This is a genomic window from Pseudomonas sp. FR229a (assembly GCF_030209115.1).
Classification (GTDB): domain Bacteria; phylum Pseudomonadota; class Gammaproteobacteria; order Pseudomonadales; family Pseudomonadaceae; genus Aquipseudomonas; species Aquipseudomonas moraviensis_A.
The window spans coordinates 49,087-64,637 of the sequence record NZ_JARVSP010000022.1; the positions used below are offsets into that span (position 1 = coordinate 49,087).

General features: G+C 59.6%; 12 protein-coding genes and 1 tRNA gene. 10 read left to right on the plus strand and 3 right to left on the minus strand.

Annotated features, from left to right (window positions below; translation table 11 throughout):
* Positions 1–33: 33 nt before the first annotated feature.
* Positions 34–552 (minus strand): 2-amino-4-hydroxy-6-hydroxymethyldihydropteridine diphosphokinase, encoded by a 519-nt coding sequence (gene folK, locus QRN33_RS18165; protein ID WP_042610112.1) that lies wholly within the window; start codon positions 550–552, stop codon positions 34–36.
* Positions 543–899 (minus strand): dihydroneopterin aldolase, encoded by a 357-nt coding sequence (gene folB / locus QRN33_RS18170; protein WP_285409473.1) that lies wholly within the window; start codon positions 897–899, stop codon positions 543–545. Before folB ends, folK begins: the two co-directional genes overlap by 10 nt.
* A 74-nt stretch (positions 900–973) precedes the next feature.
* Here folB and plsY point away from each other — a divergent pair, with 74 nt between their 5' ends.
* Positions 974–1,543 carry a glycerol-3-phosphate 1-O-acyltransferase PlsY gene (gene plsY / locus QRN33_RS18175; protein ID WP_024014548.1) on the plus strand — a complete coding sequence of 190 codons (570 nt, stop codon included), beginning with the start codon at positions 974–976 and terminating at the stop codon, positions 1,541–1,543.
* Positions 1,544–1,566: 23 nt separating this feature from the next.
* On the opposite strand, the gene tsaD is transcribed toward plsY, so the two are convergent.
* The gene (tsaD, locus tag QRN33_RS18180; protein ID WP_285409474.1) at positions 1,567–2,592 is read right to left on the minus strand and encodes a tRNA (adenosine(37)-N6)-threonylcarbamoyltransferase complex transferase subunit TsaD; all 1,026 of its coding nucleotides are present in this window, start codon (positions 2,590–2,592) and stop codon (positions 1,567–1,569) included.
* A 199-nt stretch (positions 2,593–2,791) separates the two neighbouring features.
* Between tsaD and rpsU the strand changes: the two genes are divergently transcribed.
* The 9 genes from rpsU (at position 2,792) to QRN33_RS18225 (ending at position 15,526) form a co-directional block, all read left to right on the plus strand.
* A complete protein-coding gene (gene rpsU, locus QRN33_RS18185) occupies positions 2,792–3,007 on the plus strand; it encodes a 30S ribosomal protein S21 (protein WP_002551877.1) in 216 nt (71 codons plus the stop codon).
* Between the two features lie 486 nt (positions 3,008–3,493).
* Entirely contained in the window at positions 3,494–5,443 is a 1,950-nt protein-coding gene (gene dnaG, locus QRN33_RS18190) for a DNA primase (protein ID WP_285409534.1), read from the plus strand.
* Positions 5,444–5,510: 67 nt separating this feature from the next.
* Positions 5,511–7,358 carry an RNA polymerase sigma factor RpoD gene (gene rpoD, locus QRN33_RS18195; RefSeq protein WP_042610108.1) on the plus strand — a complete coding sequence of 616 codons (1,848 nt, stop codon included), beginning with the start codon at positions 5,511–5,513 and terminating at the stop codon, positions 7,356–7,358.
* 125 nt (positions 7,359–7,483) lie between these two features.
* Complete coding sequence (locus QRN33_RS18200; RefSeq protein WP_123417890.1) at positions 7,484–11,230, plus strand: bifunctional diguanylate cyclase/phosphodiesterase; 3,747 nt, start codon at positions 7,484–7,486, stop codon at positions 11,228–11,230.
* Positions 11,231–11,245: 15 nt separating this feature from the next.
* Positions 11,246–11,322 (plus strand) — tRNA-Ile (locus QRN33_RS18205).
* A gap of 238 nt (positions 11,323–11,560) precedes the next feature.
* Entirely contained in the window at positions 11,561–12,043 is a 483-nt protein-coding gene (locus QRN33_RS18210) for a YjaZ family protein (protein WP_227973190.1), read from the plus strand.
* Positions 12,044–12,351: 308 nt separating this feature from the next.
* Complete coding sequence (locus QRN33_RS18215; protein WP_285409475.1) at positions 12,352–12,813, plus strand: Lrp/AsnC family transcriptional regulator; 462 nt, start codon at positions 12,352–12,354, stop codon at positions 12,811–12,813.
* 223 nt (positions 12,814–13,036) lie between these two features.
* Positions 13,037–14,719: a flavin monoamine oxidase family protein gene (locus tag QRN33_RS18220; RefSeq protein WP_042606689.1), complete on the plus strand. Its 1,683-nt coding sequence runs from the start codon at positions 13,037–13,039 to the stop codon at positions 14,717–14,719.
* A gap of 12 nt (positions 14,720–14,731) precedes the next feature.
* Complete coding sequence (locus QRN33_RS18225) at positions 14,732–15,526, plus strand: carbon-nitrogen hydrolase family protein (RefSeq protein ID WP_285409476.1); 795 nt, start codon at positions 14,732–14,734, stop codon at positions 15,524–15,526.
* The last annotated feature ends 25 nt before the right edge of the window (positions 15,527–15,551 follow it).

Sequence of the window (15,551 nt, forward strand, 5' to 3'; positions counted from 1 at the left end):
GGAGTGAGCCTGCTCGCGATGGCGCCCGTTGGATCACCGCAAATCCGAAGGCGTGAGCTGCTCCCCCCGCCATTCGAACGCAACCGGCGCCAACACCTGATCAATCTGCGCCTCAGCCCACAACGTCGCAAAGCTCTTGCCCACACCCGGATGCACCCGCTGCGGCGCGATCAATGACAGCGGCCACAGCACGAAAGCGTTTTTCAGGATTTCCGCCCGCGGCAGAGTCAATCCGTCGAAATTACCCACCAGATCGCCATACAGCAGCACGTCGATATCCAGCGGCAACCCCTTGCGATCCGGTGCATAACGACCGTTATCCGCCTCGATGAATTTCAAGCGCCGATCCAGCTCCATCAATGGCAGATCGGTGTACGCCGAAACCACGAAATTGAAGAACGGCCCGCTCTTGATGCCCACCGGCTGGCTCTCGAACACCGCCGAACAACGGATATCCACCAGAAATTTCGCCAGCGCATCGAGACCGGCACGCAAATGGGTTTCCCGCTCGATATTGCTACCGAGCCCGAGGTAGACCTGAGTCAGCGACATCCGCGCTCGATCTCCACACCCACACCGCCCTTGGCTGCCGGCACGGCGCCCGGCTTGGTCAGTTTCAGCCGTACCCAGGTGATGTTGAATTCGGCCATGAGCACTTCAACCAGACGCTCGGCAAAGGTCTCGACCAGTTGGAACTGCGCCTGCTCGGCAAAAGCCTGGATGCGCTTGGAAACGCTGGCGTAATCGAGCGCCAGGGTCAGGTCGTCACCAGCGGCGGCCGGGCGATTGTCCCAGGCGAAGCTCAGATCAAGACGCAGGCACTGACGGATGCCGCGCTCCCAGTCGTAGGCACCGATCACGGTGTCAACTTCCAGGCCCTCGATAAACACTCTGTCCAAGCACTTCTCTCCGCTGCACGACAAGGGCGCAATGCGCCGTTAGAATCAGGGCGTCCTCGCCCGGAATAGTTAGCATGTTTTGGTTACTGGCGATTCTCGCCTACCTGCTCGGCTCGCTGTCCTTCGCCATTTTGCTCAGCCGCCTGACCGGAAACCCGGATCCGCGAATGAGTGGCTCGGGTAATGCCGGCGCCACCAACATGCTGCGCCTGGCCGGTCGCAAACTGGCGATCCTGACCCTGCTCGGTGATCTGTGCAAAGGCCTGCTGCCGGTGCTGATCGCATCGAGCGCGGGCCTTTCGCTGCAGGATCAGGCGTGGATTGGCGTGTGCGCCGTGATCGGTCACCTGTTCCCGCTGTACTTCCGCTTTCGTGGCGGCAAAGGCGTCGCCACTGCCGCCGGCATGTTGCTCGGCCTGTATCCACCCGCCGCGCTGCTGGCGGTGTGCGCCTGGCTGCTGACGTTCTACCTGACTCGCACCAGTTCGCTGGCAGCGCTGATTGCCACGCCGTTGACCCTGCCGCTGCTGGCCTGGCAGGAACCGGAGGCCTTGTTGCCAATGAGCGCGCTGACCTTGCTGATTGTCTGGCGTCATCGCGGCAATCTACGCGACCTGTTTGCCGGGCGCGAACGGCATTTTTGAATGACGTCCGCGAGCATCGCTGATCACAATGCCGACAACTGCTCCATCGGCCAGCGCGCCTGCACGGTGATGGCCAGACTTTCCTGCTGACCGGCCTTGAGGCGCTGGCATCCGGCAAACGCAATCATCGCGCCATTGTCGGTGCAGAACTCGGGACGCGCGTAGAACACATCGCCCTTCATATCGCCGAGCATCTTTTCCAGGGAAATCCGCAACGCCTTGTTGGCGCTGACGCCGCCGGCGATCACCAGCCGCTTCATGCCCGCCTGCTTCAGGGCGCGCTTGCACTTGATGGTCAAAGTCTCCACCACGGCCTGCTGGAACGCCAGCGCGATGTCGCAACGGGCTTGTTCGCCGTCGTCCCCGGCGCTGACGCATTGCTGCCAGGTGTTGAGCGCGAAGGTTTTCAGGCCGCTGAAGCTGAAATCCAGCCCCGGACGATCACACATCGGACGCGGGAAGGTAAAACGTCCTGCGACGCCCTTCTCGGCCAGCTTGGCGATTTCCGGCCCGCCGGGATAATTGAGGCCCATCATCTTCGCGGTCTTGTCGAACGCTTCGCCGGCCGCATCGTCGAGTGTCTCGCCAAGCAGGCTGTATTGGCCGATGCCGTCGACCTGAACCAGCTGCGTATGACCACCGGAAACCAACAAAGCGACGAACGGGAATTCCGGCGGTTTCGGCTCCAGCATCGGTGCCAGCAGGTGGCCTTCCATGTGGTGCACGCCAAGCGCCGGAATGCCCCAGGCAAACGCCAGTGCCTGCGCGCAGGATGCACCGACCAGCAGCGCGCCGACCAGGCCAGGACCCGCGGTGTAGGCGATTGCGTCGATCTCGGTCGGCACGCAGTCGGCTTCGGCCAACACCTGACGGATCAAGGGCAGCAGGCGTTTGACGTGGTCACGCGAAGCCAGCTCCGGCACCACACCGCCATAGACGCGGTGCAGGTCGATCTGACTGAACAGCGCATCGGCCAGCAGGCCGCGCTCGCTGTCATACAATGCGACGCCGGTTTCGTCGCAGGAGGTTTCTAATCCCAGTACTAGCATGGGTTTGCGCCTTGTTTAGGCTGAATTCGAAGGCGCGCATAATAGTCGCCACGTGATGCCCCGACCAGCGGTTTTCGATCAGAGGCTTTGCATTCCGAGCGATGAGGGGTTAACATCCGCAACCCTTAAAAACCGACGTCTTCAAGTGCTCTTTTGCCGCGAGGATGTTGACCCCGGTAATGAATGAAGGTAGCTCTGGATGCCAGCCGTCAAAGTAAAAGAGAACGAACCCTTCGACGTAGCTCTGCGTCGTTTCAAGCGCTCCTGCGAAAAAGCCGGTGTACTGGCTGAAGTTCGTAGCCGCGAATTTTACGAGAAGCCAACTTCTGAGCGTAAGCGCAAGGCAGCAGCCGCTGTTAAGCGTCACGCCAAGAAAGTTCAGCGCGAACAGCGCCGCGCCGTTCGTCTGTACTAATACACAGACGTTCGTAGCAAGCTTCTTGCCTAAGCCCGGCCCTCAGCCGGGCTAATGGCATTTGCGTAAAACGCTTGATGCTTCACCGTCGACGCCGCCGATGCGACCGAGACAAATCTGCTTCACCGCGTCAGGCCTGGCTCTTTTGCCAGCGGTGCACGTCTTTTCTGACGAGCCTTTCAAGGCTACTGACGAGCACACCCACTGATTCCTCTTACGACGATCAGCCCAAGGCACCTGCATGCGTGCCCGCTTTATTGAGCTATCCGAGGCCGACAACCGGCCGTCAGCGGATTCAGCGCAACACTTTCAAATAGTCGAAGACTGATAGGTACTAACGTCAGTGGATTTTCGGCAGATACACTTCCCGACAGCGATCACGCAGACGACACCGGTCGAGCCGCACTTTTTGTGCGTTTCCAACAATGGCCCGCGTCCGACAGCCTGGCGCAACGGATTTATTGCAGCGCAGACGACGAGAATGCCATGGCCGGGCTGATTCCCCAGAGCTTCATTGACGACCTGCTGAACCGCACCGACATCGTCGACGTGGTCAGCTCGCGCGTGCAATTGAAGAAGGCCGGCAAGAACTACACCGCCTGCTGCCCGTTCCATAAAGAGAAAACCCCGTCATTCAGCGTCAGCCCCGACAAGCAGTTCTATTACTGCTTCGGCTGCGGCGCTGGCGGCAACGCCCTCGGCTTTCTCATGGATCACGACAACCTGGATTTCCCCCAGGCCGTCGAAGATCTGGCCAAAGCCGCCGGCATGGAAATCCCCCGCGAAGAAAGCGGCCGCGAGCGCAAGCCGCGCCAGCCGACCGATTCTCCGCTGTACCCGCTGCTCACCGCCGCCGCTGACTTCTATCGGCAGGCACTCAAGAGCCATCCATCGCGCAAGGCCGCAGTGGATTACCTCAAGGGTCGCGGCCTGACCGGCGAGATCGCCCGGGATTTCGGCCTCGGTTTTGCGCCACCGGGCTGGGACAATCTGCTCAAGCATCTGAGCAGCGACACCCTGCAACAGAAGGCCATGATCGAAGCCGGCCTGCTGATCGAGAACGCCGAAACCGGCAAACGCTATGATCGCTTCCGCGATCGCGTGATGTTCCCGATCCGCGACACCCGGGGACGCATCATCGCCTTCGGCGGCCGCGTACTCGGTGACGACAAGCCCAAGTACCTGAACTCACCGGAAACCCCGGTATTCCATAAAGGCCAGGAACTCTACGGCCTTTATGAAGCGCGCAAGAATAATCGCAACCTCGATGAAATCATCGTCGTCGAAGGCTACATGGATGTCATCGCCCTCGCCCAGCAAGGCTTGCGCAATGCCGTCGCCACGCTGGGTACCGCGACCAGCGAAGAGCATTTGAAGCGCCTGTTCCGCGTCGTCCCGAACGTATTGTTCTGTTTCGACGGCGACCAGGCCGGGCGCAACGCCGCTTGGCGCGCACTGGAGGCGACCCTGCCGTGCCTGCAGGACGGTCGCCGCGCACGATTCCTGTTTCTGCCCGAAGGCGAAGACCCGGATACCCTGGTGCGCGCCGAAGGCACCGACGCTTTCAAGGCGCGCATCAATCAGCACGCGCAGCCGCTGGCCGATTATTTTTTCCAGCAACTGACCGAAGAAGCCGATCCGCGCTCCCTCGAGGGCAAGGCGCACATGGCCACCCTCGCTGCGCCGCTGATCGACAAGGTGCCGGGCGCAAACCTGCGCATTCTCATGCGTCAGCGCCTGACCGAGATCACCGGCCTGAGCAGCGAGACCGTCAGCCAATTGGTCCAGAGTGCACCGCAGGAAGCACCGCCCGCCTATGATCCGGGCATCGATTACGACGCCATGCCGGATTACAGCGACTACCATCAGCCGCAGGCACAGGACATGTATGTGCCGCAGCAGGAATGGACGCCGAAGAAACCCGGCGCCGGCGGCAAGAAGTGGGACAAGAATGGCAAGCGTGGCGGCGACCGTGAACCGCAGCGCCCGCGCACGCCGATTGGCGTTGAATCGCCAACCCTGACGGCCCTTAGAACATTGCTCCATCATCCGCAACTGGCCAAGCGCGTGGAAGACGCCGGGCACATTGCCGATGAAAATCAGACCAACGCCCAACTGCTTGTGGCGCTGCTCGAAGCCGTGCAGAAGAATCCCAAGCTAAACTCATTTCAGTTGATCGCGCGATGGCACGGTACTGAACAGGGTCGTTTGCTCAAGGCACTGGCAGAAAAGGAATGGCTGATTGACGGAGATAACCTTGAACAACAGTTTTTCGACACCATTACTAGCTTGTCAGCCCGCCAACGCGAGCGAAATCTCGAACAGTTACTCAGGAAAGCGCGGCAAAGCGAACTGAGCGTCGAAGAGAAAAATCAACTGCGCGACCTTTTAAGTCGCAATGTTTCCGCATCAAACCCGACCTCAACTGGCGCGTGAGGTCATAGCTCAGGTATAATCCTCGGCTTGTTTTTTGCCCGCCAAGACCTTCAGTGGATAGGGTGTTATGTCCGGAAAAGCGCAACAGCAGTCTCGTATTATTGAGTTGATCAAACTGGGTCGTGAGCAGAAGTATCTGACTTACGCCGAGGTCAACGACCACCTGCCCGAGGATATTTCAGATCCGGAGCAGGTGGAAGACATCATCCGCATGATTAACGACATGGGGATCCCCGTACACGAGAGTGCTCCGGATGCGGACGCCCTTATGTTGGCCGACGCCGATACCGACGAGGCCGCTGCGGAAGAAGCAGCCGCTGCGTTGGCGGCGGTGGAGACCGATATTGGTCGCACCACTGACCCGGTGCGCATGTACATGCGTGAAATGGGTACGGTCGAGCTTCTGACCCGTGAAGGCGAAATCGAAATCGCCAAGCGGATCGAAGAAGGCATTCGTGAAGTGATGAGCGCAATCGCGCATTTCCCTGGCACGGTTGACCACATTCTCTCCGAGTACACCCGCGTCACCACCGAAGGTGGTCGCCTGTCCGACGTTCTGAGCGGTTATATCGACCCGGACGACGGCATTGCGCCGCCTGCGGCAGAAGTGCCGCCGCCGGTCGATCCGAAAGCCGTCAAGGCCGACGACGACACCGACGACGATGAAGCCGACTCTTCCGATGACGAAGAAGAAGCCGAAAGCGGTCCGGATCCGGTCATTGCTGCGCAGCGCTTCGGCGCCGTGGCCGACCAGATGGAAATCACCCGCAAGGCCCTGAAAAAGCACGGTCGTCACAACAAGGCAGCGGTTGCCGAGTTGCTGGCCTTGGCCGAGCTGTTCATGCCGATCAAACTGGTGCCGAAGCAATTCGAAGCCCTGGTCGAGCGTGTACGCAGTGCCCTGGATCGTCTGCGTCAGCAAGAGCGCGCGATCATGCAGCTGTGCGTACGTGATGCACGTATGCCGCGCGCCGATTTCCTGCGTCAGTTCCCGGGCAACGAAGTCGACGAAAGCTGGTCCGACGCCCTGGCCAAAGGCAAGAGCAAGTACGCCGAAGCCATCGGTCGCGTGCAGCCGGACATCATCCGTTGCCAGCAGAAACTGATCGCACTGGAAACCGAGACCGGTCTGACCATCGCCGAAATCAAGGACATCAACCGTCGCATGTCGATCGGTGAGGCCAAGGCCCGCCGCGCGAAGAAAGAGATGGTTGAAGCCAACCTGCGTCTGGTGATCTCGATCGCCAAGAAGTACACCAACCGCGGTCTGCAATTCCTCGATCTGATCCAGGAAGGCAACATCGGTCTGATGAAAGCGGTGGACAAGTTCGAATACCGTCGTGGTTACAAGTTCTCGACTTATGCCACCTGGTGGATCCGTCAGGCGATCACTCGCTCGATCGCCGACCAGGCCCGCACCATTCGTATCCCGGTGCACATGATCGAGACGATCAACAAGCTCAACCGTATTTCCCGGCAGATGCTGCAGGAAATGGGTCGCGAACCGACCCCGGAAGAGCTGGGCGAACGCATGGAAATGCCTGAGGACAAGATCCGCAAGGTACTGAAGATCGCCAAAGAGCCGATCTCCATGGAAACCCCGATCGGTGATGACGAAGACTCCCATCTGGGCGACTTCATCGAAGACTCGACCATGCAGTCGCCAATCGATGTCGCCACGGTGGAAAGTCTGAAGGAAGCGACTCGCGAAGTACTGTCCGGCCTCACTGCCCGTGAAGCCAAGGTATTGCGCATGCGCTTCGGTATCGACATGAACACCGACCATACGCTCGAAGAAGTGGGCAAACAGTTTGACGTAACGCGTGAGCGGATCCGTCAGATCGAAGCCAAGGCGCTGCGCAAGCTGCGCCACCCGACGCGAAGCGAGCATCTGCGCTCCTTCCTCGACGAGTGATACCAGAACCCCCGGCCCAGGCCGGGGGTTTTGTTTCATGGCAGATTAAATTCCCCGCTCCACCCTCCCCGCCCCATACCCCGTCTACACTCGAAACAGTCCCCCCAAGCCCCGACGAGAGCGTTATGCCCAGACTGGCGCCCGTGCTGTTTCTGCTGTCATTGATGATCTGCACTGCCACGGCTGACGCGCTGACTCTCACCGATGAAGAACGCAGCTGGCTGGCGGCTCACCCTGACTTGCGCCTGGGTGTCGATGCGTCGTGGCCGCCCTTCGAATTTCGCGACGACCAGAACCGTTATCAGGGTCTGGCTGCCGACTATATCGACGTGATCCGTCAACGTCTGGCGATCAAGCTGACGCCCATCGAACCGGTGAGCTGGACGGTGGTGCTGGAGCAGGTCAAGAAGGGCAAGATCGATTTGCTGCCGGGGATCATGTCTACGCCGGAACGCCAGAACTATCTGTCATTCACCCGGCCGTACCTCGACTTTCCGATCGTCATCCTCGCCCATGTCGGCGGCGCCCAGCCGCGCAAACTCGATGACCTGTATGGGCTGAAAATCGCCGTGGTGGACAACTACGCCCCCCACGAACTACTACGCACTCACCACCCCGACCTGAATCTGGTCGCCATGCCCAACGTCAGTTCGGCGCTGCAAGCCCTGGCGACTGATGAAGTGGACGCGGTGGTCGGTGACCTGGCTTCCAGCGTCTGGAGCCTGCGCCAGCTCAAACTCGACGGCCTCTACGTCAGCGGCGAAACCCCTTATCGCTATCAACTGGCGATGGCCGTCCCCCGCGACAACAAGGTGCTGGTGGGGATTCTCGACAAGGTCCTTGCCGACATGACGCCGGCGGAAATCAGCAGCATCCAGGAGCATTGGGTCGGCAATGTGCTCGACCATCGCTCGTTCTGGTCAGACCTGCTGGTGTATGGCCTGCCCGGTCTGTTACTGCTGATCACCGTCCTCGCCGTGGTGATTCGCATCAACCGCCGCCTGAGCTCGGAAATCACCCGGCGCATCGACCTCGAGCAGGAATTGCGCAGCAGCGAATATCACTACCGTGGCCTGGTCGAAAGCTTGTCGGCGATTGCCTGGGAAGCGCGGATGAGCGACTTCACCTACAGCTATGTCTCGCCTCACGCCGAAGACTTGCTCGGCTATCCACAGTCCCATTGGCTGATTCCGGGCTTCTGGCACAACATCATTCACCCTGCCGACCTGACCCGCACGCAGAACTATTGCAAGGAAGCGCTGCGACAGGGCCGCGATCACATCGTCGACTATCGCGTCATCACCGCCGACGGCCGCTGCCTGTGGGTGCGCGACATTGTCAGTCTGATCGAGCATGGCCACGAACCGGTGATGCGCGGTTTGATGATCGACATCAGCGAAATCAAGCGCACCGAAGAGGCGCTGCGCCTGTCGGAACAGAAATTCGCCTCGGTGTTCGAACAGTGTCCGGACATTCTGGTAATTGCGCGGCTGTCCGACGGCTGCTTGCTCGAAGTCAACGAGGCCTTCGAAGAGCAGATTGGTCTCAGGGCCGAGGACGTGATCGGCCAAACCGCCACCCACCTCAATATCTGGGGCATTCCCGGCGTCGGCCCGGGCCTGTTGCAGCGCTTGCAGGCTGGCAGCATTCGTAATCTGGAGATGCCCTTTCGCCGCAACAACGGCCAGGTATTCACCGGGTTGATTTCCGCCGAGCCCTTCGACCTCGACACCACCCCGGCGCTGGTGGTCGTGGTGCGCGACATCAGCCAGCTCAAGGAAACCCAACAGCAACTGCAGACCTCGGAAGAGAAGTTTGCCAAGGCCTTTCATGCGTCGCCGGACGGTTTGCTGCTGTCGCGCCAAAGCGACGGCCTGTTGTTGGAGGTCAATGAAGGTTTCAGCCGCATCACCGGTTTCAACAGCGCCATGTCAGTGGATCGGTCAACGCTGGATCTCGGGATCTGGGTCAACCTCAACGAACGCAAACAGATGCTCGACCTGTTGCACCGCGACGGTTTTGTCCGTGACTTCACCTGCCATATCCGTCGCAGTGACGGGCAGATTCGCCTGTGTGAAGTCTCCAGTCGCCCGCTGCCGATCGGCGACGAAGACTGCATGCTGACCATCGCCCGGGACATCACCGAGCGCCATCTCATGCAGGAAAAACTGCAGCAGGCGGCGACGGTTTTCGAAAGCACCGCTGAAGGTGTACTGATCACCGACACCCAGCAACACATCAGCGCGGTCAATCGCGCCTTCACCGAAATCACCGGCTACAGCGAAAGCGAGGCGCTGGGCCACACGCCACGGCTATTGGCGTCTGGGCTGCACGACAGCGCGTTCTACGCGGCGATGTGGCACCAATTGACCGACGAGGGACACTGGCAGGGCGAGATTTCCAACCGGCGCAAGAACGGCGAGCTGTACCCGAGCTGGCTGACCATCAGCGCCGTGCGTAATCGCGACAAGTTCATCACCCACTTCGTCGCGGTATTCGCCGATATTTCCAGCCTCAAGCACGCCCAGGCCAAGCTCGATTACCAGGCTCACCACGACCCGCTGACCGGCTTGCCCAATCGCACTTTGTTCGAAAGTCGCCTGCAAATGGCCTTGACCAGCCAACAGGAAAATGGCGGCCAGGGCGCGGTGCTGTTTCTCGATCTGGACCGCTTCAAGCACATCAACGACAGCCTCGGCCACCCGGTGGGCGACCTGTTGCTCAAGGGCATCGCCGTGCGTTTGAAGGAACAGTTACGAGATATCGACACCGTCGCCCGATTGGGCGGTGACGAATTCATCATTTTGCTGCCGGGCTTGCAGCAAGCCAGCGACGCCGACAACATCGCGACGAAACTGCTCAACTGCTTCGGCGCGCCGTTCCAGGCCGGCGAACACGAGTTCTTTATCAGCGCCAGCATCGGCACCAGCCTCTATCCACGCGACGGTTGCGACGTGGCGACGCTGGTGAAAAACGCTGACGCGGCGATGTACCGTTCCAAAGCCAAGGGACGCAATCGCGTCGAAAGCTACACCCGCGACCTCACCGCCCAGGCCAGCGAACGCATAGCACTGGAACACGAACTGCGCCGCGCCATCGAGCGCGACGAGCTGTTTCTCTACTATCAACCGAAAATCAGCCTGGTCGACCACAGTCTGGTGGGCGCCGAAGCACTGATTCGCTGGCGTCATCCGACCTTCGGCGAAGTGCCGCCCGAGCACTTCATTCCTCTGGCCGAAGAGAACGGCATGATCCTGCAGATCGGCGACTGGGTGCTGGAAACCGCATGCCGGCAGATGTTCGAGTGGAACCGGATTTATCAACCGCTCGGCCCGCTGTCAGTGAACCTCGCCGGAGCGCAGCTGCGTCAACCGAACCTGCTGGTACGCATCGAGCAACTGCTCAAGGAAAACCGCCTCAGGCCGGATTTACTGCAACTGGAAATTACCGAGAATTTCATCATGAGTCAGGCCGAAGAGGCGCTGGCGGTGCTGCACCAGCTCAAACACCTCGGCGTACAGCTGGCGATCGACGACTTCGGCACCGGCTACTCCTCGCTCAGCTACCTCAAACGCCTGCCGTTGGACATCCTCAAGATCGATCAGTCTTTCGTCCGCGGACTGCCCGACGATCCCCACGACGCGGCGATCGTACGCGCCATCATCGCGCTAGGGCGGAGCATGCAATTCACGGTGATTGCCGAAGGCGTGGAAACCCAGGCGCAACAACAATTCCTCGCCGCGGAAGGTTGTGAACAGATCCAGGGCTACATCGTCAGCCTGCCGCTGCCACCGGACGAATTCGCCTCCACGTTTCTGCATGTGACCGTATCGGATTTTTCGGATAGCACAGCCGCGAAACCGTCGCTATAATCCGCGGCCTACTGAGGGCCTATAGCTCAGTTGGTTAGAGCAGAGGACTCATAATCCTTTGGTCCACGGTTCGAGTCCGTGTGGGCCCACCAAATTGAAAAGCCGCGCCAAATGCGCGGCTTTTTTGTGGGCGAGTGGTTGGGTTGCGTCTTGGCGTGCGCAATGTTCGGAAGACCTGACCAGAGCTGTAGGAAAGATCCGAAGCTGCGGTTTTGAGCGGTAAGACGTCTGTTGATGATGTCTTCGCAGGGATACTCTCGAGACGTCGCTGCTTATCAGCGACCGGGGCTTGGAAATCCGTACAAATCAATACGTCCGGCGACAGTAACAATGGAATGGAAAGACCTGATAATTGGCGGACGCAAATACTGCATGGCGCATTTACAACCCTTCGAACTCGCATTTGAAGTGGCTGAGCAGCAGCTGGTTGTCAGGTTTGAATTCGGGTTCCACTGTTTTACCGATGACAAAGGTCACGGCCAGCCACTAAGACACAGGGGAGAAGTTCGGTATTTTTGTGCGGACCGCCACCACTGCAGCAGCCAGATTACGGATTACTTGCACAAACGCTTTTTCAAAGGTCTGGCTGTGCCCTTCTACGTAGAAAACAGTCAGCGCTATTACTGTCTGGACTTGCATGACTACGCGGTCTTTTTTTCTATCAGCAAGCCGCAGCACTCAACGAACCGTCTCAAACTCCGGATCATTTCCGCCTATGAGGTCGCTGAGTGGGGGCGGTCGAAGCTGCCGAAAGGAAAACCACATAACGTCCGCTACATCCTGGAAATGCGAAACGCGGGAAAGTCCATTTGAGAGAAAGCAAAAAGCCCCGACGCATGCACATCGGGGCTTTCTGTAAATCTCAATATCGGCCTGTCCTTTCACGGTTTCCCGCTTATCCCGCTCACTGGCTAGGAGTAGCTTGCGCCACCGAAATCAACACCCTTTGCTTGCAAAGTTCCGGTCTGTGCTGACGTGCCGATGATAGCCCTTGAACCTGACAAGAGCAACCGTCACGGCCGCCAACTCCCCCCCATCAACCGATGGTGCTGCGAGTATGCCCAATGCAATTGACCCTGTAACATCCGTAATCTCACCGCCCCACGCCAATGGAGCCTCCCTTGCCAGACACCCCCCCCCCCACCCTCGACGCAATCGATCGCCAGCTGATCGCCGCGCTGCAAATCAACGCTCGCGAAAGCGTGGCCATGCTCGCCCGTCAGCTAGGCATTGCTCGCACTACGGTGACGTCGCGCCTGGCCCGGCTGGAAAAAGCCAAAGTGATCACCGGCTATGGTGTGCGCCTCGGTCAGCGCGTGGTCGATGGTGGCTTGCAGGCCTACGTCGGGATCAAGGTGCAGCCGCGCTCCGGCAAGGATGTGTTGCGGCGCTTGAGTGCGATGGCGCAGGTGCAGCAGTTGTGTGCGGTGAGTGGCGAGTTTGATTATGTGGCGTGGTTGCGCACTGATTCGCCGGAGCAGCTGGACCAATTGCTGGATCAGATTGGCAGCGTTGATGGGGTCGAGAAGACCACGACGTCGATCATTTTGAGCAGCAAGATTGATCGGGGGCAGCCGGTTTAAGGTTTTGATCGAGGTTCTCGGGTGAATTTCAGAGCCTCTCCGCGAGCAGGCTCGCTTCCACATTTTGGTCGGTATGTAGTCTCAGCTCGTCATATTGATCGCTAATCTGGCAAAACGACGACACATTGCGTCTTATTAACGCGCTCCACGCTCCCTAGAATGGCTGGCATCTTTTCCTATACTCAGACGCGAATCCTGCGTCGGGTCGCCAACAAGGTCAGCCATGAACACGAACAATCGTCATCCTGCAGACGGGAAAAAACCAGTCACCATTTTCGGTCCGGACTTTCCGTTCGCGTTTGACGACTGGATCGAGCATCCGGCGGGTCTGGGCAGCATTCCTGAGCACAATCACGGCGCTGAAGTGGCGATTGTCGGCGCGGGTATCGCCGGGCTGGTAGCCGCTTACGAGCTGATGAAGCTCGGTTTGAAACCGGTGGTTTACGAGGCGTCCAAACTCGGCGGCCGTCTGCGCTCGCAGGCCTTCAACGGCACCGATGCCATCGTCGCCGAACTCGGCGGTATGCGCTTTCCGGTGTCTTCCACGGCGTTCTACCACTACGTCGACAAGCTCGGCCTCGAAACCAAGCCTTTCCCCAACCCGCTGACCGGCGCTTCGGGCAGCACCGTGATCGATCTGGAAGGCGAAACCTATTACGCCGAAAGCCTGAAGGATCTTCCTGCATTGTTCCAGGAAGTTGCCGACGCCTGGGCGGATGCGCTGGAAGCCGGTTCGCAGTTTTCCGATATTCAACAAGCCATTCGCGACCGGGATGTGCCGCGTTTGAAAGAACTGTGGAACAAGTTGGTGCCGCTATGGGACGACCGGACCTTCTATGACTTCGTCGCCACCTCGAAAGCCTTCGCCAAACTGTCGTTCCAGCACCGTGAAGTGTTCGGCCAGGTCGGCTTCGGCACTGGCGGCTGGGATTCGGACTTCCCCAATTCGATGCTGGAAATCTTCCGCGTCGTGATGACCAATTGCGACGATCACCAGCACCTGGTAGTCGGCGGCGTCGAGCAGGTGCCGCAAGGCATCTGGCGTCATGTGCCGGAACGCTGCGTACATTGGCCGGCCGGCACCAGCCTGAAATCCCTGCACCGTGGCGCGCCGCGATCCGGTGTGAAGAAAATTGCCCACGCGCCGGAGGGCCGTTTCGCCGTTACCGACAACAACGGTGACACCCGTGAATACGCCGCTGTGCTGACGACTTGCCAAAGCTGGCTGCTGACCACGCAGATCGAATGCGACGAAACCCTGTTTTCGCAGAAGATGTGGATGGCCCTCGACCGCACGCGCTATATGCAGTCATCAAAAACCTTCGTGATGGTCGACCGGCCATTCTGGAAGGACAAAGACCCGGAAACCGGCCGCGACGTAATGAGCATGACCCTCACCGATCGCCTGACCCGTGGCACCTATCTGTTCGACAACGGTGACGACAAGCCGGGGGTGATCTGCCTGTCGTACTCGTGGATGAGCGACGCGTTGAAAATGCTCCCGCATCCGGTGGAAAAACGCGTCGAACTGGCCTTGAACGCGTTGAAAAAGATCTACCCGAAAGTCGACATCGCCGCACGCATCATCGGTGATCCGATCACTGTGTCGTGGGAAGCCGATCCGTATTTCCTCGGAGCCTTCAAAGGCGCCCTGCCCGGCCATTACCGCTACAACCAGCGCATGTACGCGCACTTCATGCAGGACGACATGCCGGCCGAGCAGCGCGGAATCTTCATCGCCGGCGACGATGTTTCGTGGACACCGGCATGGGTCGAAGGCGCGGTGCAGACATCACTCAACGCGGTGTGGGGCATCATGAAACATTTTGGCGGCTCGACACATAAAGAGAACCCGGGCCCGGGTGATGTGTTCAAAGACATCGGCCCTATCGCCCTGCCCGAGTAAGAGGATTCCCCGATGCGCGTAGCCGTTTACCAATGTCCACCGTTGCCACTGGATCCCGTCGCCAACCTGCATCGCCTGCACCAGGTGGCGATGGAGGCCAAAGGCGCCGACCTGCTGGTGCTGCCGGAGATGTTCATCACCAGCTACAACATCGGCGCCGAAGCGGTCAGCACGCTGGCCGAGGTTTATAACGGTGAATGGGCGCAGCAGATCGGGCGCATCGCCAAGGCTGCGGGTCTGGCAATCGTTTACGGTTACCCGGAGCGCACCGCCGACGGGCACATCTACAACGCCGTGCAACTGATCGACGCCCACGGCGAGCGCCTGTGCAATTACCGCAAGTCGCATCTGTTCGGCGACCTTGACCGGTCGATGTTCAGCCCCGGCGAAGCAGAGTTGCCGGTGGTTGAGCTGAACGGCTGGAAGCTCGGTTTCCTGATCTGCTATGACCTGGAGTTCCCGGAAAACGCTCGTCGTCTGGCCTTGGCCGGCGCCGAGCTGATTGTGGTGCCGACGGCAAACATGATTCCGTTCGACTTCGTCGCCGACGTCACCGTGCGCGCCCGCGCCTTCGAAAACCAGTGCTACGTGGCTTACGCCAATTACTGTGGGCATGAAGGCGATATTCAGTACTGCGGGCAAAGCAGCGTGGCCGCACCGGACGGCAGCCGCATCGCCCTGGCAGGTCTGGACGAGGCGCTGATCGTCGGTGAACTGGACCGACAACTGATGAATGATTCACGCCAGGCCAACCGCTATCTCAGCGATCGCCGTCCCGAGCTTTACGGCGCGCTGAACCGTCGCTAATCCGCTAGCATGGGCACTTCACTGT

What these genes read in the sequence shown, in the direction of transcription:
- dnaG (WP_285409534.1), top strand. Translation starts at nt 3,494, where the DNA reads ATGGCCGGGCTGATTCCCCAGAGCTTCATTGACGACCTGCTGAACCGC.
- QRN33_RS18210 (WP_227973190.1), top strand. Translation starts at nt 11,561, where the DNA reads ATGGAATGGAAAGACCTGATAATTGGCGGACGCAAATACTGCATGGCG.
- rpoD (WP_042610108.1), top strand. Translation starts at nt 5,511, where the DNA reads ATGTCCGGAAAAGCGCAACAGCAGTCTCGTATTATTGAGTTGATCAAA.
- tsaD (WP_285409474.1), bottom strand. Translation starts at nt 2,592, where the DNA reads ATGCTAGTACTGGGATTAGAAACCTCCTGCGACGAAACCGGCGTCGCA.
- rpsU (WP_002551877.1), top strand. Translation starts at nt 2,792, where the DNA reads ATGCCAGCCGTCAAAGTAAAAGAGAACGAACCCTTCGACGTAGCTCTG.
- plsY (WP_024014548.1), top strand. Translation starts at nt 974, where the DNA reads ATGTTTTGGTTACTGGCGATTCTCGCCTACCTGCTCGGCTCGCTGTCC.
- QRN33_RS18220 (WP_042606689.1), top strand. Translation starts at nt 13,037, where the DNA reads ATGAACACGAACAATCGTCATCCTGCAGACGGGAAAAAACCAGTCACC.
- QRN33_RS18225 (WP_285409476.1), top strand. Translation starts at nt 14,732, where the DNA reads ATGCGCGTAGCCGTTTACCAATGTCCACCGTTGCCACTGGATCCCGTC.
- QRN33_RS18200 (WP_123417890.1), top strand. Translation starts at nt 7,484, where the DNA reads ATGCCCAGACTGGCGCCCGTGCTGTTTCTGCTGTCATTGATGATCTGC.
- folK (WP_042610112.1), bottom strand. Translation starts at nt 552, where the DNA reads ATGTCGCTGACTCAGGTCTACCTCGGGCTCGGTAGCAATATCGAGCGG.